22 protein-coding genes are annotated in these 23,401 nt (G+C 68.2%); 10 read left to right on the plus strand and 12 right to left on the minus strand.

Annotated elements, in window-relative coordinates:
* Positions 1-260 precede the first annotated feature (260 nt).
* Positions 261-914 carry a DUF4232 domain-containing protein gene (locus ACFSXZ_RS19840; protein WP_378266596.1) on the plus strand — a complete coding sequence of 218 codons (654 nt, stop codon included), beginning with the start codon at positions 261-263 and terminating at the stop codon, positions 912-914.
* A gap of 81 nt (positions 915-995) precedes the next feature.
* Here ACFSXZ_RS19840 and ACFSXZ_RS19845 read toward each other — a convergent pair whose 3' ends face one another.
* The 5 genes from ACFSXZ_RS19845 to ACFSXZ_RS19865 all read right to left on the minus strand — a co-directional run bounded on the left by ACFSXZ_RS19845 (position 996) and on the right by ACFSXZ_RS19865 (position 4,894).
* Positions 996-1,760, minus strand: a complete 765-nt coding sequence (locus tag ACFSXZ_RS19845; protein ID WP_378266597.1) for a hypothetical protein — start codon at positions 1,758-1,760, stop codon at positions 996-998.
* A complete protein-coding gene (locus tag ACFSXZ_RS19850) occupies positions 1,691-2,815 on the minus strand; it encodes a hypothetical protein (protein ID WP_378266598.1) in 1,125 nt (374 codons plus the stop codon). Before ACFSXZ_RS19850 ends, ACFSXZ_RS19845 begins: the two co-directional genes overlap by 70 nt.
* A complete protein-coding gene (locus tag ACFSXZ_RS19855; protein WP_378266599.1) occupies positions 2,812-3,150 on the minus strand; it encodes a hypothetical protein in 339 nt (112 codons plus the stop codon). Before ACFSXZ_RS19855 ends, ACFSXZ_RS19850 begins: the two co-directional genes overlap by 4 nt.
* Before the next feature lie 23 nt (positions 3,151-3,173).
* A complete protein-coding gene (locus ACFSXZ_RS19860) occupies positions 3,174-3,671 on the minus strand; it encodes a YbaB/EbfC family nucleoid-associated protein (protein ID WP_378266600.1) in 498 nt (165 codons plus the stop codon).
* A gap of 380 nt (positions 3,672-4,051) precedes the next feature.
* Positions 4,052-4,894: an alpha/beta fold hydrolase gene (locus tag ACFSXZ_RS19865; RefSeq protein WP_378266601.1), complete on the minus strand. Its 843-nt coding sequence runs from the start codon at positions 4,892-4,894 to the stop codon at positions 4,052-4,054.
* A gap of 62 nt (positions 4,895-4,956) precedes the next feature.
* Here ACFSXZ_RS19865 and ACFSXZ_RS19870 point away from each other — a divergent pair, with 62 nt between their 5' ends.
* From ACFSXZ_RS19870 to ACFSXZ_RS19885, 4 genes are all read left to right on the plus strand, one after another.
* Complete coding sequence (locus ACFSXZ_RS19870) at positions 4,957-5,868, plus strand: DMT family transporter (protein WP_378266602.1); 912 nt, start codon at positions 4,957-4,959, stop codon at positions 5,866-5,868.
* A gap of 83 nt (positions 5,869-5,951) precedes the next feature.
* Entirely contained in the window at positions 5,952-6,713 is a 762-nt protein-coding gene (locus tag ACFSXZ_RS19875; protein WP_378266603.1) for a glycosyltransferase family 2 protein, read from the plus strand.
* Positions 6,714-6,725: 12 nt separating this feature from the next.
* Entirely contained in the window at positions 6,726-8,369 is a 1,644-nt protein-coding gene (locus tag ACFSXZ_RS19880) for an ABC-F family ATP-binding cassette domain-containing protein (RefSeq protein WP_378266604.1), read from the plus strand.
* Between the two features lie 135 nt (positions 8,370-8,504).
* A complete protein-coding gene (locus tag ACFSXZ_RS19885; protein WP_378266980.1) occupies positions 8,505-9,272 on the plus strand; it encodes an IclR family transcriptional regulator in 768 nt (255 codons plus the stop codon).
* Positions 9,273-9,317: 45 nt separating this feature from the next.
* Here ACFSXZ_RS19885 and ACFSXZ_RS19890 read toward each other — a convergent pair whose 3' ends face one another.
* On the minus strand, positions 9,318-11,615 hold the full coding sequence (locus ACFSXZ_RS19890) for a beta-xylosidase/alpha-l-arabinosidase (RefSeq protein WP_378266605.1): 2,298 nt from the start codon (positions 11,613-11,615) through the stop codon (positions 9,318-9,320).
* A gap of 37 nt (positions 11,616-11,652) precedes the next feature.
* Positions 11,653-12,687 (minus strand): LacI family DNA-binding transcriptional regulator, encoded by a 1,035-nt coding sequence (locus tag ACFSXZ_RS19895; protein ID WP_378266606.1) that lies wholly within the window; start codon positions 12,685-12,687, stop codon positions 11,653-11,655.
* A gap of 151 nt (positions 12,688-12,838) precedes the next feature.
* Between ACFSXZ_RS19895 and ACFSXZ_RS19900 the strand changes: the two genes are divergently transcribed.
* The 4 genes from ACFSXZ_RS19900 to xylA are packed head-to-tail and all read left to right on the plus strand — an operon-like array spanning position 12,839 to position 17,113.
* Entirely contained in the window at positions 12,839-14,128 is a 1,290-nt protein-coding gene (locus ACFSXZ_RS19900) for an extracellular solute-binding protein (protein ID WP_378266981.1), read from the plus strand.
* On the plus strand, positions 14,125-15,078 hold the full coding sequence (locus tag ACFSXZ_RS19905) for a carbohydrate ABC transporter permease (protein WP_378266607.1): 954 nt from the start codon (positions 14,125-14,127) through the stop codon (positions 15,076-15,078). Before ACFSXZ_RS19900 ends, ACFSXZ_RS19905 begins: the two co-directional genes overlap by 4 nt.
* Positions 15,078-15,938 (plus strand): carbohydrate ABC transporter permease, encoded by an 861-nt coding sequence (locus ACFSXZ_RS19910; protein ID WP_378266608.1) that lies wholly within the window; start codon positions 15,078-15,080, stop codon positions 15,936-15,938. Before ACFSXZ_RS19905 ends, ACFSXZ_RS19910 begins: the two co-directional genes overlap by 1 nt.
* Positions 15,939-15,955: 17 nt before the next feature.
* Positions 15,956-17,113: a xylose isomerase gene (gene xylA / locus ACFSXZ_RS19915; protein WP_378266609.1), complete on the plus strand. Its 1,158-nt coding sequence runs from the start codon at positions 15,956-15,958 to the stop codon at positions 17,111-17,113.
* A gap of 1 nt (position 17,114) precedes the next feature.
* Here xylA and ACFSXZ_RS19920 read toward each other — a convergent pair whose 3' ends face one another.
* Positions 17,115-18,224, minus strand: coding sequence for a cobalamin-independent methionine synthase II family protein (locus ACFSXZ_RS19920; RefSeq protein ID WP_378266610.1), 1,110 nt, complete (start codon positions 18,222-18,224; stop codon positions 17,115-17,117).
* Positions 18,225-18,519: 295 nt separating this feature from the next.
* On the opposite strand from ACFSXZ_RS19920, the gene ACFSXZ_RS19925 reads away from it, so the two are divergent.
* Positions 18,520-18,780: a hypothetical protein gene (locus ACFSXZ_RS19925; RefSeq protein ID WP_378266611.1), complete on the plus strand. Its 261-nt coding sequence runs from the start codon at positions 18,520-18,522 to the stop codon at positions 18,778-18,780.
* A gap of 110 nt (positions 18,781-18,890) precedes the next feature.
* On the opposite strand, the gene ACFSXZ_RS19930 is transcribed toward ACFSXZ_RS19925, so the two are convergent.
* From ACFSXZ_RS19930 to ACFSXZ_RS19945, 4 genes are all read right to left on the minus strand, one after another.
* A complete protein-coding gene (locus tag ACFSXZ_RS19930) occupies positions 18,891-20,060 on the minus strand; it encodes an aminotransferase class V-fold PLP-dependent enzyme (RefSeq protein ID WP_378266612.1) in 1,170 nt (389 codons plus the stop codon).
* 105 nt (positions 20,061-20,165) lie between these two features.
* Entirely contained in the window at positions 20,166-21,452 is a 1,287-nt protein-coding gene (locus ACFSXZ_RS19935; protein ID WP_378266613.1) for a DUF6461 domain-containing protein, read from the minus strand.
* A 107-nt stretch (positions 21,453-21,559) separates the two neighbouring features.
* Positions 21,560-22,483, minus strand: coding sequence for an asparaginase (locus ACFSXZ_RS19940; protein ID WP_378266614.1), 924 nt, complete (start codon positions 22,481-22,483; stop codon positions 21,560-21,562).
* A 40-nt stretch (positions 22,484-22,523) separates the two neighbouring features.
* Positions 22,524-23,189 carry a FadR/GntR family transcriptional regulator gene (locus ACFSXZ_RS19945; RefSeq protein ID WP_378266982.1) on the minus strand — a complete coding sequence of 222 codons (666 nt, stop codon included), beginning with the start codon at positions 23,187-23,189 and terminating at the stop codon, positions 22,524-22,526.
* Between the last annotated feature and the right edge of the window lie 212 nt (positions 23,190-23,401).

The following is a 23,401-nucleotide window of genomic DNA, read 5'->3' on the forward strand; positions in this document are numbered from 1 at the left end:
AATTTCGAGGTGTGCGTGTCCGGGCCGTGGAAAAGAATGGAGTGGTGCTACTCCGCCTGGCGGCGAGAGTTGTGGTTCAAATGGCGATGAAGGTATTCCTAGCTGGGCAAACGGTATCAAGATTAAGTTGATCAATATGGTTGCATTAGTGTGATCCATATCACGGTGGAGCATCTTTCCGGGGCGGCCGGACATCTTTACCGGTGCGAGGACGAGCTGAGCGGGAAACAGGCGAAGCAATTTATTCAAGGGGTGCGAAAATGAACATCAATGGCACGGTCGTACGGCGTGGCGCGGTGACGGCTTTCGCGGTGGCGGCGATGGCGGCGGCGTTGGGCGCGTGCTCCACCGGGCAGACCGGTGCGGCCGCTCCTGGGGCCCAGGCGCCCGCGCCTGCCGCGGGTTCGGCGGCCGACCAAGGGAGTCCGCAGGCCGGTATGCGGGATCTGTCGGCGACGAACGGGCAGGACGGCGGCGGCGTCGCGCACGCCGGGAACGAAATTCCCTGCACGCGGTTGAAAGTCACGACGTCGCAGCCCAAGGCGGTGAACGACACCAGCACGCAATGGGTGTTCCCGATCATGCTGACGAACACCGGTGACGCGAACTGCCAGGTGCGCGGGTTTCCGGGAGTCCGGCTCAACGGATCCGACGGCACCACCTGGGACCTGACTCGTACCAGCAAGCCGATCACCCCGGTCGTGCTTCGGCCGGGCGAGCACGCCGACGCGGACCTGACCTACCTCACCGATGACTCGGGCAACGGCTGGAAGATTTCCAGCATGGCGGTGACACCGCCGAACACCACCGACACGCAGGTCGTGACCTGGGCGGTCGGGAGGGCGATCGTGAAGCAGGACGCCGCGACCCATCCTGGCACCTACATCGACCCGGTTCGTCCGGGACCGAAGTAAAGACCATATTTCCGGTATTCTTTCGGTGCCGCCGGGGCTCCCCCGGCGGCACCTTTGTTCATTCAGGCCAGGAATGCGCTTTCAGAACGAGCCTTCCGGTGACTCGTGGTACTTCCGCAGATGCTGCTCCTCGCCGCGGCCGTGCAGGGTGAACCGGAACTTCGATCCGTCAGGCCACGTCAGGAACCGGGTGCGCAGGTCGACCTCCGGAGCCTCCGGTTCGCGCGCCTGCCACACGATCCGCGGCGGGGGAACGCCGGCCGGGTCCAGATAGGTGGGTCCGGTGTCCACCACCGCCAGGCACGACGGCGAGAGGACCAGCCAGGGTCCCTTTGCCGGTCGCAGTTTGTCGAGCAGGTCCAGCGCCATCGCGTTCGCCGGGCCCGTCACGCGGATTTCCCGCTGAAACGGTTTCCCCCATTTGCCGCCGCCGCTACCGGCGCCGTTCACGAAAGCGAAAACAGCGAAAACCGCGCCGCCGACACCGCGAAGGGTGTTCCAGAAGAAGCGCCGGATGAGGTTTTCACCCTTGACCGTGCCGTCCATGCGTCTGCCCGGGACGTCATACCCCGGGGCGTCGTCACCCAGGCGCAGCACGAGGACCGGCTCCCGCCATTGGCCTCGCATCAGCTCTTCCACCCGTTCCCGGAAGCCGGCACGGACCAGGACCTTTTCCGTCCCGCCTTCGAGATGGGCCTGGTGATCGAAGATCTTGCGGGCCGCTCGCCCTCTGGCCTCGGTCGGGGCCCGCGCGACGAGTTCGTCCGGCCCGGCGGCTAGATGTCGAGCTTCCGCCGGGTTTCCTCCGGGCTCTGGTCCCCGCCTATTTCGCTCTTGTCGAACCACGGTTCGTCTCCTTCGGAGGTAACGGATTCCTTGCCCTCGCCGTAGACGGTCTTCCCCGCCGCGATACCGGCCTTGACGCTCGCGCCGGCGACGAGGGGCTTGGCGCCCACGGCGGTGCCGAACATCGTGGTGAGCGCCCGGTTGCTCGGCTGGAAGCCGTCCGCGACCGCGCCGAACCCGAACTTGGTCTCCCCGGGCATCACGCCGACGCGCAGTTTCCTGGTGAACACCTCGAGCTTCCCGGAGAACTTGACCAGGAACTCCATGAAGGTGTCGAGCAACTTGCCGAACTTGCCGAGATAGCGGGTGACCTTCTGCAGCACCGAGGCCGCCTTGGCGATGGAAGCGGTCATCGCGGCGGCGACCGAACCACCGAAGCTGATCACCGACGCGGCCAGGGCGGGCAGCCACAGGGTGATCAGCCAGGAGACCAGCTCGGTGATGATCGCCTTGATCACCTCTTCGATGACCACCATGACCATCGACCACATCTTCAGCACCTCGGCCACGGAACCGGCTGCCGAACCGACACCACGGATGCCGGAGGAGAATTCGCCGAGCGCTTCCTTCGCCGCGCTCCCGGCCTCGTCCACCCACTCGGCCAGCGCGGTGTCGCCGGTCCGCTCGAAGTCCTCGGCGAGCGCGACGAAGCCTTCCGCGATCGAGACGAAGTTCTCCGAACCCTGCCCGATGGCGGGGCCGTCCCCGGTGACGTGGTGTAACGCGTCCTGTAGTGGCTGGACCAGTTCGAGCAGCATGTTCAGCCCGTGGCTGACCAGCCAGCCGATCGGGTCCATGGCGAAGGTGACCATGTCTCCGGCCGCGGCGCCGACGAACGCGGCCCCGTCGCCGACCAGCGCGGCACCCGCGGAGGCCAGTTCCCCCGGGTTGTCCGCCTGAGCCGCCTGCTGCGCGTGCCCGGCGATCGACTTGCCGGATTTGTACACGGTGCCTGCCACGGGGACGTAGCCCATCGCGCGGTCGAGGTTGGCGCCCGTGCTCTCGTCGTAGGCCTCGACGTTCAAGGTCTCGGCGATGCTCTTCTTCTCGGTCATTCGCCTTGGTCTCCGATCGCGTCGATCTCCGCCTGGTGCCGGCCGAACGTGATCTTTCCGGTGTCTTCGACGCCCTGGTACATCTCCGCGGCCTTGTTCAGCTTGGTGATGAACCCGCCCACCCCGTCCTTCATGTCGGTGAGCAGCGAACGAAGTTCGGCCAGGCGCTCGGTGTAGCCCTGTTTGGCGAAGATGCCCACGACTCCCCAGGCGTTGTCGGTCACGTCGGCGGTGTCGATCAGGCGGCCGAAGGCATCCGCTTCCTGCTCGTAGTAGGGAAGCTGCCGGGCATAACCGGAGATCGCGTCGATATTGGTCTGTATTCCCTCTGACATCGTCCCGTCCCTGGTCGGAGTGGTCAGCCGCGCATGATGGAGCTCTGGCCGAAGTAGTCGTCGTCGTCCGGCGTGCCGGATCGGCGCCCCGGTCGAGGCGCCTGCCGGGGCGCCGGTTCCTGCGACGCGGGCTCTTCCGGCGGGGTTCCGAATGCTTCGGCCTGAGCCTGGCGAACCTGCTCCGAGGTGTTGATACCGAACGAGTCGCCGAACATGTCGTCCACGACTCCGGCCTGCTGCCTGATGGCTTCGGCCACCGCCTGGCGCATCGTCGTCATGATCACCTCGGAAAGCCGGTCCGACCCGAGGCGTACCGCGCCCGGGGCGAGCCGGAGGCCGGTGACCGTTCCGCCGGCGCCCGCGACCACCGTTACGGTGCCGTCGGGTGAGGTCACCGCGCTCTCGACCTGCGCGATCCGCTCCTGCATGTCGCCCACCCCGGCGAAGCGGGCCTCGGCCTGCCGCATTTTGGCCTGGAAGTTCTCGAACCGCGCGATCAGCTCGTCCATGTGGGCAGGCATCGTGTCTCCCTCGTACGGTATGTCCGCGTGCGTCCGTATTGTGGCAGCTCGGTGCACGTATTGTCCGGTTTTTGGAAGAACCTGCCTCGCCGCCCGTGGTCCGGGCGGTGGGAAGCCTGATCTGAAGCAGCACGCCGCGACCTACATCGACGCGGTCCGTCCGCGACAGGAGGAGACGGCTGTATTTCCCTCCCAGAAAACGAAGATAGCGAAGGTGAAAAGGCGAGGACGAATCAGAACGAAATTTCCGGCGAAGCGCGCGGAAATGTGGTGATGGCGGACTCTATCCGAATTGTGATCCTGGCCGACCGGCCCGGCTCCACACCACAATTGGCGCCTCTTGATGACGGGAGGATGACCATTCAGACGAAGTGCGTCGGTCACCGCTCGGTGTGGCGCAGGATGGCGGGAATCACCCGGTCCCAGGTCGGACGGGGCGGGACTTCGTGGCCGACCCTCTCGAGGAGGAGCAGTTCGGCGTCCGGGATCTCCCGTGCCAGTGCCTGTCCGTGCGCGGCCGGGAACATGCGGTCCTCGGTGCCGTGGATGACCAGTGTGGGCGCGACGATCTCACCCAGACGCGGGCGGAGGTCCTCGCCGTCGCCGCCGACGAGCCAGTGGTTCTTCGCGGAACGGGGGTCGATCGAGCGTTCCGCCACCCGCCGGGCGATGCCGAGCGCGGAGGTCTCGTCGAAATGGGTGCCCGCCAGCGGCCGGTGGAGTTCGACGAGATACTTCGCCACGGCTTCGCGGTCGGTCCAGTCGGGTTCGGGCACCGGGTCGGCGTAAGTGGCTTTGAGGCTGTCCGCCATGGGCGGCAGATCGTCGGCGTAACCCGGACTGGTCGACAGCAGCGTCAGCGTCGCGACGCGCTTGGGATGTTCGATCGCGACGTACTGGGCGATGCCGCCACCCATCGACAGCCCGGCCAGGTGGGCGCGGCCGTCGGCGAGGGTGTCGATCAGGTGGACCACGTCGTCGCAGAGGTCGGTGCCGGAATACCCGGGCTCACCCGGTGGTGAACAGGTCGAGCGTCCGGTGTCGCGGTGGTCGTATCGGAGGACGAAGCGGCCGCCCTCAGCCAGGCGAAGACAGAATTCCTCGTCCCACCAGTCCATCGGCGAGGAGGCGCCGGCGATCAGCAGTATCGAGGGCGCGCTCCGGTCACCGAACGTTTCGGCACACAGCTCGGTGTCACCCACTCGCACCATGACCTCGGTCATGTTCCGACTTTACGGCGCATGCCCCGGCTCTCGCGGGGTAACTCGTCCGATAGGGACGAAAGGTGAAGCTCGTGGTGTTGAGTGTGGTGTTCGCGGTACTGGCGGCGATGGGGAACGCGACGGCGTCGGTGTTGCAGCGCAAGGCCGCGCGCCGTCAGCCGGAGGACGACTCCCTGTCCGTGCGCATCCTCTGGGACCTGGCCCATCAGCCGGCCTGGATCGGCGGCATCACCGCGATCGTGATCGGCTTCGCGTTCCAGGCGGCCGCCCTGGCCACCGGCCCCATTCTGCTGATCCAGCCCATCCTGGTGGTGGAGCTGGCGTTCACCCTGCTGCTGTCCGGGTTCGTGTTTCACAGCAGGCTGCGGGCGCGTGAGTGGACCGCGGTCGCCGGGATGAGCGTCGGCGTGGCGCTGCTGCTGGTGGCGTTCGCCCCCGGCGGTGGTGATCCACGGCAGGCGTCGGTGACGGCGTGGGCACTCGGGTGCGGGGTCACCGTGGCCGTGGTGGGCACGTTGGTCATGCTCGGGTACCGGGCGCGGCACGCTCGCCGGGCCGCCTTGCTGGGCATCGCCACCGGGGTGTGGTTCGGCTTCACGGCCGCGCTGGTCGCGGGCATGACGGCGGCCTTCGAGGCAGGGTTCGGCGAGGCGATGCGCTCCTGGCAGACGTGGAGCATCCTGGTGGTGGGTCCGCTGGGCTTCGTGTTGCTGCAGAACGCCCTGCGGGCGGCGCGGCTGGTGGCCTCGCAACCGGGCTTGACCCTGGCCAATCCGCTGTCGGCGGTCGGCTGGGGTGTCGTCGTGTTCGGAGAACAGGTGCGCGACGGCGCGTGGATCATCGCTCAGGTGGGTGGCGCGGCCCTGGTCGCCGCCTGCACCGTCCTGCTGGCCAGGTCCCCGCTGTTGCAGGGCACCGAGGGCGACACCGAGGGCGCGACCGAGGACGAACGCGACCACGCCGAAAGCCGCTGACTCCTCGTCCTAACCGGTAACCCCACCCGTCACCCACCGCGACCCTCAACGGACGCGCTTCGCGCGACCGTTAATCTGGGCCGGTGCCTCGCCTGATCACGGTGCTGACTCCGGTGTTCGACGGTGGGCATCACCATCTCCGTGAAACGTACGCGTCGTTGTGCGCGCAGGAACTGCCGTCGGGCTGGGAATGGGAATGGTGTCTTCAGGAGGACGGCAGGACCGGCGTGCCCGCCTCGGTGCTCCCGGACGACCCGCGCATCTCCTCCGGCACCGGACTTCCGGGGCGAGCGGGGGTGGCGCGGACGATGGCGCTGGCGCGCACGCGCGGCACGCTCGTCCGCACGCTCGACGCCGACGACCTCCTGCTGCCGGGAGCGCTTGCCCGGGACATCGAGACGCTGGCACGGGTCGCGTGGTGCACCTCGGCCGGGCTGGATCTTCATCCGGACGGCACGACGACCGCGGGTCCCTACGATCCTCCGCCCGGTCCGCTGCCGGACGATCTCTTTCTCACCGAGCAGCGGCACGACCGGTTGTCGGTGCTCGCCGCGAACTTCGCCGCACACACCGATCTCGTGCGGGCGCTCGGTGGGTGGCCTGCGCTTTCGGGGGCGGAGACGGTCGGGTTGCTCCTGGCCGCCGAGGCCGTCACGCCCGGTGAGTTCATCGCCGAGCCGAGCATGCTCTACCGCAAGCACGACGGACAGACCACCGCGTCCAGCCACTACTGGGAGGCCGACGAGAGCCGCGCCCGCCTGCAGATCGTGCTCGACCGGGCGAGGGTGCTGCGACTGCTGGACTGGAAATGGCCGGACGACCTCGGGGTCGCGCCGGGCCCGTGAAACGATCGGCGGGTGAGCGCCACACTTGTCGCGAAGGATCTGGCCGCCGGACACGGGGACCGAGTGCTGTTCAGCGGACTCGACCTGGTCGTCGCTCCCGGTGACGTGGTCGGGCTGGTCGGCGCGAACGGTGCCGGCAAGTCGACTCTGCTGCGCACGCTCGCCGGCCTGATTCCCGCCGAGCGGGGCAGCGTCCGGCTGAACCCTCCGGAGGCCACGGTCGGGTACCTGCCACAGGAACACCAGCGGCGGCCCGGGGAAACCCTGCGCGCGTTTCTCGCCCGTCGCACCGGTGTGGCCGCCGCGCAGGCCGCCCTGGACGCGGCCACCGAAGCGCTCAGTGCCGGCGAGAAGGGCGCCGACGACGCCTATGCCGCGGCCCTGGAGCGCTGGCTCGCGCTGGGCGGGGCCGATCTGGACGAACGGTCCGCCGCGGTGGTCGTCGAACTCGGGCTCACCACGGGACTCGACGAGCCCATGACGGCGCTTTCCGGCGGGCAGGCGGCGCGCGCCGGAATGGCGTCGTTGCTGCTCAGCCGGTACGACGTCATCCTTCTCGACGAGCCCACGAACGACCTGGACCTCGACGGGCTGACGACGCTCGAGGAGTTCGTGACCGGGTTGCGCGCGGGCGCGGTGGTGGTCAGCCATGACCGGGAGTTCCTGGCCAGAACGGTCAACCGGGTCGTCGAACTCGATCTGGCGCAACAGGAGGTGCGTGCCTACGGGGGTGGCTACGAGTCGTATCTCGAAGAGCGCGCCGTGGTACGGCGGCACGCGCGGGAACGGTTCGAGGAGTACGCGGGGACTCGCGCCGCCCTCGAAGAACGTGCACGGACACAACGGGCCTGGATGGACAAGGGCGTCCGGAACGCGCGGCGGAAGGCGACCGACAACGACAAGATCGGCCGCAAGTTCCGCAGCGAGACCACCGAGAAGCAGGCCGCGAAGGCCCGCCAGACCGAGCGCCTGATCGAGCGGCTCGATGTCGTCGAGGAACCACGCAAGGAGTGGGAACTGCGGATGGAGATCGCCGCGGCGCCCCGGTCCGGGAGCGTGGTCGCGACGCTGCGCGGCGCGGTGGTGCGGCGCGGTGACTTCACGCTCGGTCCGGTGGATTTGAGCGTCGACTGGGCGGACCGGGTGGCCATCACGGGCCCGAACGGCGCGGGCAAGTCGACCCTGCTGGCGGCCCTGCTCGGCCGCGTCCCGCTCGCCGAAGGGCAGTCCACGCTGGGCTCCGGGGTGGTCGTGGGAGAGATCGACCAGGCTCGCGGACGTTTCTTCGGCGACGTGCCGCTGGTCGACGCGTTTGCCGGGGAGGTTCCCGAGATGGCGCCCGCCGAGGTCCGGACCCTGCTCGCCAAGTTCGGTCTGCGCGCCGCCCATGTGCTGCGCCCCGCGGCCACGCTTTCGCCGGGGGAGCGGACCCGCGCCGCGCTGGCCCTGCTGCAGGCGCGCGGCGTCAACCTCCTGGTGCTCGACGAGCCGACGAACCATCTGGACCTGCCCGCGATCGAACAGCTGGAGTCGGCACTGGCCGGTTTCGCGGGAACGCTCCTGCTGGTCACGCACGACCGCCGGATGCTCGAAGCCGTGCACACCACCCGTCGTCTCGAGGTGGCCGGCGGACGGGTCGCAAGCGTTTTCCCTTGAGGTGTGGCGTCCGCCGGCGTTCCTCAAGGGTCGATTCCCGGAAAATTGGCGGTAACCTACCGGTATCACGGTCATCGCCGACCCTGAGGAGCCGCAATGGAGCACGCCCTTTCGACACCGGCCACCCCGACCCCGATGACAGCGGCTGGTCGTTTGCTGGCGGTGCTCGACGCGTTCTCCCCGGGGCGTCGTCTGCTCACCCTCAGTGAAATCTCACGGCGCGCGGGCCTTTCCCTGACCACCGCGCATCGCCTCGCGGGCGAGTTGGTGAATTGGGGCGCGTTGGAACGGGACAGCGAGGGGCGTTACCGGATCGGTCTACACCTGTTGGAACTGGCGGCGCTCGCGCCTCGCGGACTGGAGCTGCGCGAACTGGCTCAGCCCTTTCTCGAGGACCTGTTCCATTCCACCCGTGCCCACGTCCACCTGGCCGTCCGCGACGGGATGGAAGTGGTCTACGTCGAAACGCTGCGAGCGCGTGGCACGGTCACGGTGCTGAGCCGGCTCGGACAGCGATGGCCGCTGCACGTCACCGGCACCGGCCTGATCCTTCTCGCCTACGCCGACCGTGAGCTGCAGGAAAAGGTTCTCCGCGCCCCACTCAAGCGGTTCACTTCGAAGACCGTCGTCGATCCGCGCGTGCTGCGCCGGACGCTGGCCGAGGTGCGCCGGACCGGCATCGCGACGGCGGAAGAACAACTGACGCTGGAAGGCGTCGCGATCGCCGCGCCGATCCGCGGGCCAGGGGACGAAGTGGTGGCCGCGCTCGGCCTGGTCGTGCACATCGACGAGTGCGAGCCTCGCGCGCTGGTGCCGGTGATGACAGCTTGTGCCCGTGGGATTTCCCGGGCGCTGGGCGCACCGTCGGCTCAGGGCAATCCGGGCGCGATCAAGGGTGCCTAGAAAACCGCCCTGCCGCCGCGAAAGTGGCGGCAGGGCGGTGATCTCTCACTTCGTCAGAGGCGTGACCGTGACCGGTGTGGTGAGGACCCGGTCGTGCGCCGGCGTGCGTGCGGGACCGGTCAGCTCGAAGGACGCCGAGCAGGGCGTGTCGCCCGCGGACGGTCCGGCGAACACCTCGATCGTGCCCGGCTCGACGATGCGCCGCAGGTCGGCGCCGGTGTAGCCGGTGCGGTCCGCGTGCAGCGTGAAGGTCACCTTCGCCCGCTCGCCCGCGGCCAGTCCGACCCGCGCGAACCCGGTGAGCTGGCGTACCGGACGGGCGACCTGGGCCCACGGGTCGCGCAGGTAGAGCTGAACGACCTCTTCGCCGGCGCGCTCGCCGACGTTGGCGACCTCGACCGAAACGGACAGTTCGCCGTCGGTGGGGATCTCGGCCGCACTCAGTTCGAGGTTCGAATACTCGTACCGCGTGTAGGAGATCCCATGCCCGAAGGGGAACAGCGGGGTGGGGTCCAGGTTGCTGATGCCCTCGCTGTTGCCGCCGAGCGGCGGGTGCAGATAGGTGTGGGGCGAGCCGCCCGCCAGCCGTGGAATCTGCACGGGGAGCTTCCCGCTCGGCACCACGCGGCCGGACAGGATCCCGGCCAGCGCCGGCCCGCCCTCCTCGCCGGGCATGAACGCCTGCACGAGCGCGGCCGCCTGGCCGGCGTGCGCACCGAGCGCGTAGGGGCGTCCCGAAACCACGACGATCACGACCGGGGTCGAGGTGGCCAGCAACTCGGTCAGCAACTCGTCCTGCACGCCGGGCAGGCTCAGGTCGGCCGCATCGCAGCCTTCGCCGGAGGTGCCCTGCCCGAACATGCCCGCGCGGTCCCCGACAACGGCGACGCACACGTCGGCGTCGCGGGCCGCGGCGACCGCGTCGGCGAAACCGGAACGGTCTTCGTCACGGATCGGGCATCCGGCGTGCGAGGTGATCTCGGCGTCCGGCAGTTCGGCCCGCAGCGATTCCAGCAGCGACGGCACTTCCAGTCCCATACCGAGACCGGGATGGTGCGGCAGGACGTGGTTGGGGTAGGAGTAGCAGCCGAGGAACGCCAGCGGGTCGTCCGCGCACGGGCCGACCACGGCGATCTTCCGTGCGTCCAACGGAAGCACGCCGTCGTTGGCCAGCAGGACCACCGACTTCTCGGCCATCTCTCGCGCGATGGCGCGGTTTCGTGCCGAATCGAGGTCCACTTCGGACACTTCCGCCGTCCAGCCGGGGTCGAGCAGTCCGAGTTCCGCCTTCTGCGTCAGCAGGCGCAGCGCGGCACGGTCCACAAGCGACTCGGCGACCTCGCCCGAACGGACCAGCTCGATGAGCTCCTTGCCGTAGCACAGGGTGTCGGGCAGTTCGACATCGAGACCGGCCGACAGGGCGCGTGCACCCGCCTGGCCCGTGCTGTCGGCGATGCCGTGCATGGTCTTGAGGAACGCGATGGACCAGTAGTCGGAAACGACCACGCCCTCGAAACCCCACTCGTCGCGCAGAATCTCGGTGAGCAGCGGCTCGTGCGCCGAGGCGGGCAGCCCGTCCAGGTCCACATAGGCGGCCATCACCGAGCGGGCGCCGCCCTCACGCACCGCCATTTCGAACGGCAGCAGGATCACGTCACGCAGTTCCCGCCAGCCGATCGACACCGGAGCGTGGTTGCGCGCCGCGCGGGAGGCCGAGTAACCGGCGAAATGCTTGAGGGTCGCGATGATTCCCGCGTTCTGCAGCCCACGGACGTAGCCCGAGGCCGTCATCCCCACCAGATAGGGATCCTCGCCCATGGTCTCCTCGACGCGGCCCCACCGGTAGTCGCGGACCACGTCGAGAACCGGCGAAAGTCCCTGGTGCACACCGCAAGCGCGCATGTCTTCGCCGATCGCGCCCGACATCCGCTCGACCAGCCCGGGGTCGAAGGTCGCCGCCCACGCGAGCGAGGTCGGGTAGACCGTGGCGCCGAGCGTGGTGAAACCGGTCAGGCATTCCTCGTGCACGATGGCCGGGACGCCGAGCCGGGTCTCCTCCACGACTTCGGTTTGCAGCGCGACCACACGGGCGGCCCCTTCGGACGCGGTCACCGGGGCGGTGCCGAAGACCCGGGTGATGTGCCCGATCCCGTTCGCGCGCGCCTGCTCGAACGGCACGTTGCCACGGGCGAACACGTCCTGCATCGGGGCGACGTCTCCGCCGCCCTGGTCATGACCGGGCCAGGCGCTGCCCAGCTGCGCGATCTTCTCCTCCAGGGTCATTTCGGCAAGCAGTGCCTCGGCCCGTTGCCCGGGCGTAAGCGCGGTGTCCCGCCAGTTCATCGGTTTCCTCTCGTTCGCGAGCTTGCGCGCTGTGGTGTCATTCCTCCTTGGCCTGTGCGGTGGAGTTCCGCACCACCAGGTTCGTGGCGAGTTCGACGTGGTGGGAGTCCAGCGTGTCGCCCGCGATGAGCCGGAGCAGCGTGCGCAGCGCGACACGACCCATGTCCTGCAGCGGCTGACGGATCGTGGTCAGCGACGGCGTCGACACCGAAGCCATGATCGTGTCGTCGAAACCGACGATGCTGAGGTCCTCCGGCACGCGCAGGCCGCGGCGCCGGGTCGCCTCCATCACGCCGAGCGCCGTGGCGTCGCTCGCGGCGAACACCGCAGTGGGCGGATTTTCCAGATCCAGCAACAAGGTTCCCATCTCGAGCCCGCCCGCGTAGTCAAACGGCCCATGGAGCACGAGCGCGGGATCCGAACGCAGGCCCGCGTTGTCCAGCGCGGCGCGGTAGCCGCCGAGCCGGGCCTGGCTGCACGACGCCTGCACCGGGCCGCCCGCGAACCCGATCCTGCGATGCCCGAGGGAGAGCAGATGCTCGGTCGCGGCCATGCCACCGAGCCAGTTGGTCGCGCCGACGCTGGTGACCTCGACGCGCGGTGGGTTCAGCGGGTCGATCACCACCAGCGACAGTCCCGCCCGCGTGAAACTTTCGACCTGGGCCAGGGTCAGCTCCGAGGTGACCACGATGAGGCCCTCGCGGCCGCTGCTCTTGAGCCGTTGTGCCCAGCCGTTTTCCGTGGTCAGCGGGCCCCCGCGCTGGGCGTCGGAAAGCCGGCTCACCACGACGTCGACTCCGGCCGCCGCGCCGGCTTCGGTGACACCGCGCAGCAACTCCAGCGCATACGTGCTGATCAGCTCGTCGAAGACCAGGTCGACGACGCGGGCGGGCGGGAGCATCCTCCGGCCCGCCTGCGGGACGTACCCGAACTCGCGGAGGACCTCCTCGACGCGAGCACGCGTCGTCGCGGACACGTCGCCGCGGCCGTTGAGAACCTTGGAGGCAGTCGGCAGCGACACCCCGGCGGCGTTGGCCACCATGGCGAGCGTCGGTCGCTTGCCAGTTGGCATGGACGACTCCTATCGGAAAATTTCGGCTCACTATAACTGGACTATCTCAGGTCGGTAAGCCCCTTGACGGAGGAGTGGTCACGTTCTAGGTTCCCTGCACCACCACGTGTTTTCCGAAAGTTTTCGAACCTTCGACGGGGAAGGCGCAATGATGAAACTGGGTAAGCGGCGGTACGCGGCCGCGGCGGCCGGACTGGCCGCGCTGCTCGCGTTCACCACCGGCTGTGGGTCGGCCGGGCCGGGCAGCAAATCCGGCGGGGTGAACGCCTGGGTCCTCACCGGCGCGTATGAGCCGGCGTTCCGGGCCTCGTTCTCCTCCGGCAATATCGACGGACAGTTCTTCGGCAACGACGCCTACAAGCAGAAGATCCGTTCGGCCGTAGGTGCGGACCAGGCGCCGACCCTGATCTTCAGCTGGGGCAACGGCGGGATGCTCAAGTCGTGGGTCGACGGCGGGAAGATCTACGACCTCAGCGCCGACGTGCAGGCCAACCCGAAGATGACCAGCCGCTACCTGCCTTCGGTGATGAAGGCCGGCCAGATCGACGGCAAGACCTACGCGCTGCCGAACAACAGCGTCCAGCCCGTGATGTTGTTCTACAACAAGGACCTGTTCAACCAGCTCAACGTGCAGCCGCCGAAGACCTGGGACGACCTGATCGCGCTGATCCCGAAGTTCAACGCCGCGAACATCGCGCCGTTGACCCTCGGCGGCCAGAGCAAGTGGTCGTACCTGATGTACATGGAGTACCTGGTCGACCGGATCGGCGGTCCGGAGGTGTTCAACGCGGTCACCGCGAACAAGCCGAACGCCTGGTCGGACCCGGCCTTCATCCGCGCCGGTCAGATGATCCAGCAGCTGGTCGACGCGAAGGGCTTCGTCAACGGGTTCAAGTCGATCACCACCGACAGCAACGCCGACACCGCCCTGCTCTACACCAACAGGGCCGCCATGTACCTGATGGGTTCCTGGGCGTTCCCGACGATCAAGCAGGCCAACCCGCAGTTCGCGCAGAGCAAGCTCGGCTGGACCGCCTTCCCGACCGTCCCCGGGGGCAAGGGTGACCCGGCCGACATCGCGGGCAACCCGGCGAACTTCTGGTCGGTCTCGGCCAAGGCGACCGACGACCAGAAGAAGGCCGCGGTGAAGTACCTGTCCGACAACGTGATGAACGATGCCAATGTGGACAGTCTGGTGTCCCTGGGCGCGGTGCCGCCGGTGAACGGCATCCAGGACAAGCTCGCCAAGGCCAAGGACCCGGACTTCTTGACCTACACCTACAATATGGCGGCCAACGCGCCCAACTTCCAGATGTCCTGGGACCAGGCGCTCTCGCCCGGTCAGGCGGACGCCTTGCTGACCAATCTCGACCAGCTGTTCGGTAAGCAGATCACGCCCGAACAGTTCGCCGCGAACATGAATGCCACGATCGGCAAATGAGCGCGGCGCGTCCGGCCGTGGCCCTGCGCGAGAACAGGGCCACGGCTGTGCAGGAGAGGCCCACCACGACTCCGTCGACCCGGGGTCGCGGTGGGCCCAGCCCTCTGATGGTGGTACCGGCGCTGGCGTTCTTCGCCGTCTTCGCGCTGGTGCCGCTGATCGGTGTGGCGGTCCTGAGCCTGATGAAGTGGGACGGCGTGGCCACGCCTTCGTGGGCCGGGCTGGCGAACTGGGCGGCCGCGCTGGCCGATCCGGCGACCTATCACGCGATCAAGCTCAGCGTGCAGGTCATGGTGTTGACCTGGCTGATCCAGACGCCGATCTCGATGTTGCTCGGGGTGCTGATCGCGAGCAAGGGAAAATACCGGGCCGTTCTCGGGGTCCTTTACTTCCTGCCGATGCTGATGTCCGCCGCCGCGATCGCGATCGCGTTCAAGGCACTGCTCGACCCGAACTTCGGGATGAGCCGCGCCTTCGGTATGAAAGCGCTTGCGCAGGACTGGCTCGGTAACCCGTCACTGACGCTGTACGTGGTGATCTTCGTGATCGCCTGGCAGTTCGTGCCCTTCCACACCCTGCTCTACCAGGCCGGGGTGCGGCAGATCCCGCGGCAGCTCTACGAAGCCGCGGAGATCGACGGCGCGGGGCGGGTGCGTCAGTTCTTCAGCATCACCCTGCCGCAGTTGCGGTACACGATCATCACGTCGTCCACGCTGATGCTGGTGGGTTCGCTGACCTATTTCGACCTGGTCTTCGTGCTCACCGGCGGCGGACCGGGCAACGCGACCCGGTTCCTCCCGCTGGACATGTACCTCAACGGTTTTTCCAACAACGACATGGGGCGCGCGAGCACGCTGGCCGTGCTGCTGGTCGTCGCCGGACTGGCGCTGTCCCTCGGCCTGGCCCGCCTGGCGAGCTTCTCGCGGGGTAGCCAACTGGAGGGTTCCTGATGGCTTTGGCCGCACAGACCCGGCTCCCGAGGACGAAGACCCGCCGCACGCGGGTCAACGTCCCGGGCGGTATCGGCGGATTCCTCTGGCTGATCATCACGATCGTGCCGGTCTACTACGTGGTCGTCACCAGCCTGCGGGACCAGAACGGGTTCTACGACACGAACCCGTTGCAGCCGCCGACGCACCCGACGCTGGACGCCTACGGGAAGGTGCTGGAGAACGACTTCCTGCAGTACCTGACCAACAGCGTGGTGGTCACCGTCGGGGCGGTCGCGATCACCCTCGCGGTTTCGCTGATGGCGGCCTACTTCGTGGTCCGGGGCGGAACGCGGTTCGCCGCGGTGACCTACCGCGTCTTTCTCCTCGGGTTGGCGATCCCGCTGCAGGCGTGCATCATCCCGGTCTACTACCTGATCACCCAGGCGCATCTGTACGACACGCTGCTGGCGATCATCCTGCCGTCGGTGGCCTTCGCCATCCCGCTGTCCGTGGTGATCCTCGCGAACTTCCTGCGTGACGTGCCGAACGAGCTGTTCGAGTCGATGCGGGTGGACGGCGCGGGCGACTGGCGGATGCTGCTGTCCCTGGTGCTGCCGCTGACCCGGCCCGCGTTGGTGACGGTGGCGGTGTACGACGGCCTGAACGTGTGGAACGGGTTCCTCTTCCCGCTGATCCTCACCCAGAGTTCCGACGAGCGGGTGCTGCCCATGTCACTCTGGGCGTACCAGGGCGAGTTCCGTGTCGACATCCCGGCGGTACTGGCGGCCGTCGTGCTCTCGACACTGCCTGTTCTGGCGCTTTACATTCTCGGCCGGCGTCAGCTCGTGAGCGGGCTGACGGCGGGCTTCGGCAAGTGACGCGAGGAGGCAATTCGATGCCGGAATTCAGGCCTATGCCCGAGGACAGGTTCTCGTTCGGGCTGTGGACCGTGGGATGGCAGGGCGTGGACGTGTTCGGCGGCGCGGTCCGCCCGCCACTCGAACCGGCGGAGGCGGTGCACAAGCTGGCCGAACTCGGCGCGTACGGGATCACCTTCCACGACAACGACGTTTTCGCGTTCGGCGCGACGGCCGCGGAGAAGGAGGCCGCGCTCAAGCCGCTTCGCGAGGCGCTTTCGGCGACCGGCCTGGTCGTACCGATGATCACCACGAACCTGTTCTCCCACCCGGTCTTCCGCGATGGCGGGTTCACCAACAACGACCGGGACGTGCGCCGCTTCGCCCTGCGGAAGGTGCTGGACAACCTCGACCTCGCGGCCGAACTCGGCGCGCGGACGTTCGTCTGCTGGGGCGGGCGCGAGGGCGCGGAATCCGGTGCCGCCAAGGACATCAGGGCCGCACTGGAGCGGTACAAGGAAGCCGTCGACCTGATGACCCAGTACATTGTGGACTCCGGCTACGACCTGCGGATCGCGATCGAGCCGAAGCCCAACGAGCCCCGCGGCGACATCCTGCTGCCGACCGTCGGGCACGCGCTGGCGTTCATCAACGAGCTGGAGCGCTCCGAACTGGTCGGCCTCAACCCCGAGGTCGGGCACGAGGAGATGGCCGGGCTGAACTACGCGCACGGGATCGCGCAGGCGTTGTGGCACGGCAAGCTGTTCCACATCGACCTCAACGGCCAGCACGGACCGCGCTTCGACCAGGACCTCCGGTTCGGCGCGGGCAACGCGCGGGGTGCCTTCTGGACCGTCGACACCATCGAGAACGGTGGTTACGACGGCCCCCGGCACTTCGACTTCAAGCCGCCCCGCACCGAGGACTTCGACGGCGTGTGGGCCTCGGCCGAGGGCTGCATGCGGAACTACCTGATCCTGCGGGAAAAGGTCCGGGCCTTCCGGAGCGACCCCGAGGTTTCCGAGGCACTCGAGACCGCTCGCGTGCCCGAACTGTCGCAACCGACGCTCTCGGAGGGAGAGACCCTGGAGTCGTTGCGCGCCGAGGAGTTCGACCCCGAAGCCGCGGCCGCCCGCGGCATGGCGTTCGAGCGCCTCGACCAGCTCGCCCTGGAACACCTTTACGGCGTTCGGTAGGTCAGCCCCAGACCTGGCGGGCGATGCGCACCACGGTCTCGAGTTTCGCGCGCTGCGCGGCGAAGGTGGCCGGGTTCCCCCCGGCCACCGACGCGAACCCGCACTGGGTGCTCAGCGCGAGTTCGTCGAGCGGCTTGACCTCGGTGGCCGCGTGGATCCGCGCCACGATGTCCTTTTCCTCCTCCACCACGTCGTTCTTCGTGGTCAGCAGGCCCAGCACGACGGTGGTGCCGTCCGCGACGTGGGCCAGCGGGCCGAAGTCACCGGCCCGGTCGGAGTCGAATTCCATCAGCATCACATCGACGCGCAGAGCCGGGAACAGGCCCGCGGCGATGGGCGCGTAACCGCCGCTGGAGAACCATTGCCCGCCCGGGAGGTTCCCCCGGCACAGGTGGATGGCCCGGGTGACGCCGGTCAGTCCGTCGAAGACGGAGGAGTCCAGTTCCGCGTCGAAGGCGAGTTGGGCGTCGAGGTCGTGTCCGAGCGAGGCGTGGTAGTCCCTGATCGCCGGGTCGCACAGCGAGCCGTAGTTCGGCGCGTCGAGCTGGATGTAGTCGCACCCGGACTCGGCGAGCCGCTTGGCCACCCCGCCGATCCAGTCACGGACGTCGGTGAGGAACTCTTCGCAGGAGCCGTACGCGCCCGTCGAGTGGGTGTCGGACCAGAATCGCCGGTGGTAGCTGGGGGCGGGCAGGGTGAACTTGATCCGGGCGTCGGTGTTCTCGCGCAGGAACGTGTATCCGTCGTCGAGGTCACGGCCGGTGGGCGGCACCAGACGTCGAGTGACCACGGAGAACGTGCCGGCGTCGTCCTTCGTCTGGGCGATGCTGGGCGGGTAGGACCGTGGCCCGGCGACCGGGTCGAAGCAGTCCAGGATGAAGCCGGAGAGCACCCAGGATTCCCGGCGCATCTCGCCGTCTGTCACGAGGTCGAGACCGACGGATTCCTGCAGTTCCAGGGCCTCGCGCACGGCGGTGTCCTGGAGTGCGCGCAGCTGGTCGGCGGTGATGGAGCCTTGCTGCCTGTCGCGCATGGCGTCCAGCAGCGCGGCGGGACGCAGCAGGCTCCCGACGTTCTCGGCCCGGGCGATGGTCCCTGTCTTCGTCGACATGGCGCACTCCTTCTGACTTCGTTGCCAGGGTGCTCGCGTGAGCTAATCTCAGCCCAGACATCGTGATCTCCGGGCCCTCCGCCGGTCAAGGAGTCGTAGGCCACAGCTTCGCCCGCTCGCGGCGACGAGCCTCGGCGCACTGTGATTGCGGTTTTTCCGGAACTGCCAGCGTTTCGTTATTCACTGGCGGCTTCGCTACGAAAAGCCGGCGAATCGGTGCGTCGAACCGGCGGCGGCGATAACTTCGATCACGCCTGATACCGATTAATTCGGGCAGTAACCGAAAGGAGTCGATATGGTGCGAAAGTTCGTCGCTTCCGCGGTTGTCACGGCGGGGCTGGCAGGTGGCCTGTTGCTGGGTCAGGGAATGGCTTCCGCCGACACCATTCCCGCCGATATGCCCGCGGGCGCGGTCAAGGTCGGCAATTTCCCGAGTTGGGACGCGTGCCAGGCGGAGTACGCCGCGGGAGTGGCCCAAGGCCGTTACCAGCCGGACTGGCACGTCTGCTACCGGATCGGCTGGGAGGACCGCGACCTCTGGGTCCTGCCCGCCTAGAGGGCTTCCTCGAAGGGCGTGATCGGTTCCCGGAGGCCGGGACCTGGTCATGGATATCCGGGGCCCTTGGCGCGCCACCCGCCAAGGGCCCCGGTTTCCCCGCCAGGAAATCACGGGCGGAATCGGTCGACCTCTTCGACGAAGCAGCGCAGTTCTTCCTCGGTGTTGTAGTAGTGCACCGAGGCACGCAGTAATTCCGGCAGTTTCCGTGCGGTGAAATCGAACTGGGCCGAGGCCGCGCGGGAGACCGACGTGTTGATTTTCGACTGGGCCAGCAATTTCTTCAGCTCCGCCGCGGGGAGTCCCGCGACCCCGAAGGTGACGATTCCGCACTGCCGTTTGCCCTGGTCGTGCAGGCTCACCCCGGTGATGTCGCCGAGCATCTCGCGCAGCCGCGCGGCGAGCCGGGTGACCCGTTCCTCGATCGCGGGCAGGCCGATGGCCAGCGCGTAGTCCACGGCCGCACCCAGGCCCAGGATCGCGGCGACGTTGCGTTCCCATACCTCGAACCGGCGCGCGGACTCCGCGACCTCGTAGGCATCCGGCGCGGTCCAGGCCGCGGAGTGCAGGTCGAGCATGGCGGGTTCGAGCCGGGCCCGCAGGCGCGGACGCACGTAGAGGAACCCGGTGCCGCGCGGCCCGCGAAGGTACTTGCGCCCCGTTCCGCTCAGCGCGTCGCACCGCAGCCGGGTCACGTCCAGGTCGAGCTGGCCGGCGGACTGGCAGGCGTCGAGGAGGTACGGGATCCCGGCCCGCTCGGCGATCACGCCCACCTCTTCGGCGGGGTTGACCAGACCGCCTTGAGTGGGCACATGATTGAGCGAGATCAGCTTGACCCGGTCGTCGATCCGCCGTTCGAGATCGTCGACGTCGAGCTGCCCGCTTTCGTCGTCGTCGACGACCTCGACCGTGGCGCCGGACTGGAGGTAGGCGATGGCGTTGCTGGCGTACTCGGACCGGCAGGTGAGGATCTTGTCGCCGGGCCCGAGCCGCAAGGCGTAGAAAACGGCCTGCCAGGAGCGGGTGGCGTTGTCGGTGAGCGCGATGTCGTCCTTTGCCGCGCCCAGTAAGCGCGCGAACGACTGGTAGACGGCGTCGAGACGATCCTCGGCGGCCGCCGCGGCCTCATACCCGCCGAGCGCGGCCTCGGCCCGCAGATGCTCGATGACCGTCTCGGTCACCGAGGCGGGCGGCAGCGACGAGCCCGCGTTGTTGAGGTGGATCACTTCCTCACAGCCCGGCGTATCGGCCCGGAACCGCCGCACGTCTTCGTCTCGCATGCCTTGACCTTAACGGCGTTTCGGTGGGTGGTTCACGGACTTTTGTGACCCTCGCGGCCGCTTCCGAAGGCCGCACGGCGCCGTTCGTGGCGGAGCGCGTCTCCGTCAGGCCGCTGGGAACCCCAGCGGCAGTTCTCGGGGCAGGATCGCGACGCGTGCGGGTCCGGTGACGTCCGCGACGGTAGGGCGGACACCGGCGAGCCGGCACAACAGTTCGAGGTCTTCGAGGAAGTTGTCATCGTCCGCGTCGAACGCTTCGCAATCGTCGATGCCCATCTCGGCCAACGCGTCGGTCAGCACGTCGGGATTCGCGCCCTCGGCATAGCTCGCGTAGCCGTCGTCGAACGCCGCCAGCGTTTCGCCGTCTTGGCTGACGAGGAATCTCTGGTCGGCGTTGATGCTGCAGTACGAGGAGACCGCGAAGGTGCCGCGCGACAGATCCGGACGGCGGGTTCCTTCCCATCCGACGTTTTCGACGAGCAGCGTGTGGGGGCCGAAGCCGAAGGCGGCAACGACGTGGTGCCCGACATCGACATCCTCGTAGCTCGCGCGGCGTAGCAGTTCCGCCCAGGTCGACGTGGAGATCTGAGCGTCCTCGGCGCCGAAGCGGCGCAGGGCTTCGTCCGGATCGACGTCCTGGATCGCCGTGACGCAATAGCCGCCTTCCATGCCCCCCAAGCCGGTTTCAAGCCACTCGTCCGAATACGCGCCTTCCTCACCTTCCATGGTGTCGACAACCACGGGTGACGGCTCCGGCTCCGGCTTTACGGGTCGGCGCTCGCCGAACGCCCAGAGCACCTCATCGTCAGGTCCGACCAATACCAGGTTCCACCGGCCATTCCCGTCGTCATCCAAAAACCGCCAAGTAAGCCACGTGTCCGGCTGTTCGAGTGCCCGGGTATCCGCGGGTGGTACGACGACTATCCCCCGTGCGCCTATGCCGTACTTCGTCGTGTGGACCAGGGCGTCGCCGTCCGGTGTGCGGTTGACTGTGCGCTTGCCGTTGCCGGATTCGAGGAACCGGTTGTCGCGGATCTCGGTCACCGGCGCGCGGTCGCCCAGCGAAACCGGTTCGATCGGACCGTGCCGCAAGCTGTACTTGGGCAGCCCGTTGTCGTAAATCACGCCGTCCCCGTCGTCAGTGACGCCGAAGGATGTGTAGCCGAGTTCGGGTACATCGCCGCGCCACGCGATCCGGTCGCCGTCGTACACCACGAAAACGCCGTCCATTTCAAGGCGAAGGGTGCCCACCGCACCGGCGGTCCAGGTGGTCTTGCCGTTCCGGTCGCTGATCGTGGCGCGGCCGTCGCTGTCATAGCGCAGAGCCCACGCACCCGACTTCGACGTCACGGGTTCGGCCAACGTTTCGAACTGACGGATCAACTGCGGCATTTGTGGCCTCGGGGCTCGACGGGTCGGTCAGGACGATCCGACACGATACGAGCACGATCTACCAGACACCGAGCACAACCGGCGAATTTGCCCTTATGGGCAAAGAGTCATACCGCTTGTGCGGCGAACGTGGACCTGAAGGTGGCAGGCAGATTCAGGGCTTCCCCGAAATCGACACCGCACTGGCCCAGCGCGGCCACCAGGGCGGGGAGCCGGGCACGCGCGGAGCCGTCGGCGATCTTGAGCGCGATCGCCGTCCCGTCGGGAAGCGCGGCGACTCCGACGGCTTCGGCGCCGTCCTTGGCGATCAGTCCCGGTACCGCTCGCATCAGCCGGGTGACGTCCCGTGCCGGACCGGCGACCATTTCCGGATGCTCGCGGACGGCCGTCGCCACCCGGTGTTCCGGGGATCCCGGCGCGCCGGTGGCGATCCGGCCCGTGGCACGTGCCAGGCCGCGTAGCGACACGGCGAACAGCGGAGCACCGCAGTCGTCGACGGCCACGTGCGCGATGGACTCGCCGGTCAGGTTCTCGATCGTGTCGGCCAGCGCCAGTTGGAGCGGGTGTCCGGGATCGACGTAGTCCACAATGGACCATCCGTGTGCGGCGGCGACGGTGAGCATGGCCGCGTGCTTGCCGGAACAGCAGTGTGCGAGCTTGCGGGCGGGCCGTCCGGCGGCGATCCACTCGTCGCGCGGCTTTTCCCCGAGCGGAAGGCTTTCCGCGTTCGCCAGGTCGGCCTCGGTGAGCCCGGCGGCGTCGAGGATCCGCCGCACCCCTTCGAGGTGGAACTCCTCACCCGAGTGGCTGGACACCGCCAGCGCGAGCAACTCCGGCGGCAGGTCGAGGCCGAGCCGCACGAGCCCGGTGGTCTGCATGATCTTCGCGGTGGACCGCGGATACCCGGCGGTGTCGACGTCGCCCAGCGCGAACCGTTCCGTTCCGTCGGCGCCGAGCACCACCAGCGAACCGTAATGCACGCTCTCGGTCCGGCCGTCGCGGATCACTTCGATCAGCGGTTCATGCGTCATGATCGGATTCCTTCTCCCGTGTGCCTTCGCGGACTGTCCGTCATCTCCGGGAACTCGGGTCCCGCGCCGGCCGCACGATTTCTTCGAGCGCCTGCTCCACCCGGTCGAGGTGGTCGGTCATCGCGCCGACGGCCGCCTCCCGGTCGCGGTCGGCGATGGCCGAGAGGAGCCCGCGGTGCTCGACGTCCGACCGGCGACGCCGGTCGCCGAGCCGGTTGAGGAACGCCGACTGGGTGGCCAGCGCGTCGCGGATCTCCTCGATCACCTTCCCGAACACGGGGTTGCGCGACGCCGCCGCGACCGCGATGTGGAAGCGCGTGTCCAGCGCCACCCAGGCATGGTCGTCGGCCTCGGAGGTCATCCTCGTGAGCAGCCGGTCGAGCGTGGCGAGGTCCTCCGGGCCGTGGCGGAGCGCGGCATAGCCGGCCACCGGGATTTCGACGTGGCGGCGCACTTCGAGCAGGTCACGCGCGCTGTAGGAGCCGAAGGTCGGGTGTTCGGCCGGGGCCGTGGCCACCACGAAGGTGCCGCGGCCGGTGTGCGACTCGGTGAGCCCGAGGGCCTGCAGCGCCCGCAGCGCCTCCCGCACCACGGGGCGGCTGACGCCGAACTCCCTGGCCAGACTCGCTTCCGCGGGCAACCTGTCGCCGACGCCGTACTGACCGTGCTCGATCGCGGCCCGCAGGTGGGCCAGCACGGCCTCCATCGCGGTCACCCGCCGGGGAACCGCGGTCGCGAAAGAACCTGTAAGGCTGTCAGACAGGTGCACGCGAACATCATGAGTCGGCGGCACCAGGAGTGTCAAACCAGCCGCCCGGCCGCCGTCGATCCAGGTCCCGCCAAGGGATCGATCAAGGCCCCGGTGAGTCCGGCACGCCTCCGCCGAACTGTCGGTGCCCAGCGCTAGGGTGGGACATC

This window comes from Amycolatopsis pigmentata, from assembly GCF_042684065.1.
Classification (GTDB): Bacteria; Actinomycetota; Actinomycetes; order Mycobacteriales; family Pseudonocardiaceae; genus Amycolatopsis_E; species Amycolatopsis_E pigmentata.

Excerpts from the sequence above, each read along its gene's own strand:
- ACFSXZ_RS19840 (WP_378266596.1), top strand. The coding sequence starts at position 261 with ATGAACATCAATGGCACGGTCGTACGGCGTGGCGCGGTGACGGCTTTC.
- ACFSXZ_RS19850 (WP_378266598.1), bottom strand. The coding sequence starts at position 2,815 with ATGACCGAGAAGAAGAGCATCGCCGAGACCTTGAACGTCGAGGCCTAC.
- ACFSXZ_RS19855 (WP_378266599.1), bottom strand. The coding sequence starts at position 3,150 with ATGTCAGAGGGAATACAGACCAATATCGACGCGATCTCCGGTTATGCC.
- ACFSXZ_RS19860 (WP_378266600.1), bottom strand. The coding sequence starts at position 3,671 with ATGCCTGCCCACATGGACGAGCTGATCGCGCGGTTCGAGAACTTCCAG.
- ACFSXZ_RS19865 (WP_378266601.1), bottom strand. The coding sequence starts at position 4,894 with ATGACCGAGGTCATGGTGCGAGTGGGTGACACCGAGCTGTGTGCCGAA.
- ACFSXZ_RS19885 (WP_378266980.1), top strand. The coding sequence starts at position 8,505 with ATGACAGCGGCTGGTCGTTTGCTGGCGGTGCTCGACGCGTTCTCCCCG.
- ACFSXZ_RS19890 (WP_378266605.1), bottom strand. The coding sequence starts at position 11,615 with ATGAACTGGCGGGACACCGCGCTTACGCCCGGGCAACGGGCCGAGGCA.
- ACFSXZ_RS19895 (WP_378266606.1), bottom strand. The coding sequence starts at position 12,687 with ATGCCAACTGGCAAGCGACCGACGCTCGCCATGGTGGCCAACGCCGCC.
- ACFSXZ_RS19900 (WP_378266981.1), top strand. The coding sequence starts at position 12,839 with ATGAAACTGGGTAAGCGGCGGTACGCGGCCGCGGCGGCCGGACTGGCC.
- ACFSXZ_RS19905 (WP_378266607.1), top strand. The coding sequence starts at position 14,125 with ATGAGCGCGGCGCGTCCGGCCGTGGCCCTGCGCGAGAACAGGGCCACG.
- ACFSXZ_RS19910 (WP_378266608.1), top strand. The coding sequence starts at position 15,078 with ATGGCTTTGGCCGCACAGACCCGGCTCCCGAGGACGAAGACCCGCCGC.
- xylA (WP_378266609.1), top strand. The coding sequence starts at position 15,956 with ATGCCGGAATTCAGGCCTATGCCCGAGGACAGGTTCTCGTTCGGGCTG.
- ACFSXZ_RS19920 (WP_378266610.1), bottom strand. The coding sequence starts at position 18,224 with ATGTCGACGAAGACAGGGACCATCGCCCGGGCCGAGAACGTCGGGAGC.
- ACFSXZ_RS19925 (WP_378266611.1), top strand. The coding sequence starts at position 18,520 with ATGGTGCGAAAGTTCGTCGCTTCCGCGGTTGTCACGGCGGGGCTGGCA.
- ACFSXZ_RS19930 (WP_378266612.1), bottom strand. The coding sequence starts at position 20,060 with ATGCGAGACGAAGACGTGCGGCGGTTCCGGGCCGATACGCCGGGCTGT.
- ACFSXZ_RS19935 (WP_378266613.1), bottom strand. The coding sequence starts at position 21,452 with ATGCCGCAGTTGATCCGTCAGTTCGAAACGTTGGCCGAACCCGTGACG.
- ACFSXZ_RS19940 (WP_378266614.1), bottom strand. The coding sequence starts at position 22,483 with ATGACGCATGAACCGCTGATCGAAGTGATCCGCGACGGCCGGACCGAG.
- ACFSXZ_RS19945 (WP_378266982.1), bottom strand. The coding sequence starts at position 23,189 with ATGGAGGCCGTGCTGGCCCACCTGCGGGCCGCGATCGAGCACGGTCAG.